Source organism: Micromonospora sp. NPDC047620 (genome assembly GCF_043205005.1).
In the GTDB taxonomy this organism is placed as follows: Bacteria; Actinomycetota; Actinomycetes; order Mycobacteriales; family Micromonosporaceae; genus Micromonospora.
Genome location: NZ_JBIDDG010000161.1, coordinates 1 through 1,169, shown reverse-complemented (window position 1 = coordinate 1,169; position 1,169 = coordinate 1). Strand labels below are relative to the sequence as shown.

Below are 1,169 nucleotides of genomic sequence, written 5' to 3'. Positions count from 1 at the left end.
GCCCGCCCTCGTAGTCGATGGCGCGATCGATGATCGGCTCGGCCAGGATCCGCGCGAAGACGAAGGCCGCCAGCCCGCCGATCGCACCGACCAGCACACCGCGGGCGATGATTCGTTTTTCCATTGTGGGGGCTCGATCCCGCGGTCAGTGGCAGGGGTAGCCGAGGAAATGCCGTGCGTCGTGGACGAATTCGTGCACGTGCATATCGTCGCCGAAGATCGAGACCGCGCCCTGATCGATGCCGACGAAGTAGAGGGCGAGCAGAGCCAGGAGCGTGGTGCCGCCCAGCCACAGGGCCGTCGTGGGAATGGAGAGCCGAATCGACTCCAGGCCGGACCGGGGAACATAGGACGTCGCCATGTGACTCTCCTCCGGGGATTGCGCGTCCCCGCTCGATGGTGGTTACCACGCGATCCGAGTATCTGACTCACATTCCGCCCGGCGAAACGCTCACAGTGGCGCGACCGTCCCGGATTTTCACCGGGTTCCTCGAATCGTCGCTCGCACAACCATACGAAATTGCCGTTCGGCTGGTCAATCGGCGGATTGCGAGATCGGGTCGTGACTGAAATGTCAGCGTCATCGTCGCTGTAAGAGGAGGATTCCAGGGTAGTAACCGAGAAATAGCTATTAATCGAAAGGTGGGCACTCATGAGCGGATTGCCGCGATACGCGGCGATGCTGGCGACCGCCGGCGCTCTGCCCGCCGACAGTGCGGCCTGGGCGTACGAGGTGAAATTCGACGGTATCCGCGCCATCGGTTACGTCGAGCGGGAATTGCGGCTGATCTCGCGCAACGGCAACGATGTGACCGCCGCCTGGCCGGAGCTCGCCGACCTCGCGCCCGCGGTGCCGCCGATCGTCGTCGACGGCGAAATCGTCGCCTTCGCCGCCGACGGCCGTACCTCCTTCGCCGCCCTGCAACCGCGGATGCACCAGCGCAATCCGGCCATGATCCGCGCACTGACGCGCTCGGTACCCGCCACCTACCTCATCTTCGACCTGCTGCACATCGGCGACCGCCCGCTGATCGACCTGCCGTACGAGCAACGCCGCGGCCTGCTGGAACAACTCGGCCTGCGCGGCCCGAGCTGGCGCATCCCGCCGCGGCTGACCGGTACCGGCGCCGATGTGCTCGCCGAATCGGCGCGGTTGGGGCTCGAGGGCA

The 1,169-nt window shown here is 65.8% G+C and carries 2 protein-coding genes, 1 pseudogene and 1 riboswitch; of the genes and pseudogenes, 1 reads left to right on the top strand and 2 read right to left on the bottom strand.

Features of this window, described 5'->3' with window-relative positions; all coding sequences use genetic code 11:
- Positions 1 to 124: CbtA family protein (locus ACGF5C_RS34950; protein ID WP_393308723.1), on the bottom strand; the 124-nt coding region annotated here is incomplete at its 3' end.
- 21 nt (positions 125 to 145) lie between these two features.
- Positions 146 to 361 carry a CbtB-domain containing protein gene (locus ACGF5C_RS34945; RefSeq protein WP_393308721.1) on the bottom strand — a complete coding sequence of 72 codons (216 nt, stop codon included), beginning with the start codon at positions 359 to 361 and terminating at the stop codon, positions 146 to 148.
- Between the two features lie 34 nt (positions 362 to 395).
- Positions 396 to 539, bottom strand: a riboswitch (cobalamin riboswitch).
- 113 nt (positions 540 to 652) lie between these two features.
- Between ACGF5C_RS34945 and ACGF5C_RS34940 the strand changes: the two are divergent.
- Positions 653 to 1,169 (top strand): annotated as a pseudogene (locus ACGF5C_RS34940) (DNA ligase); the annotation flags it as partial.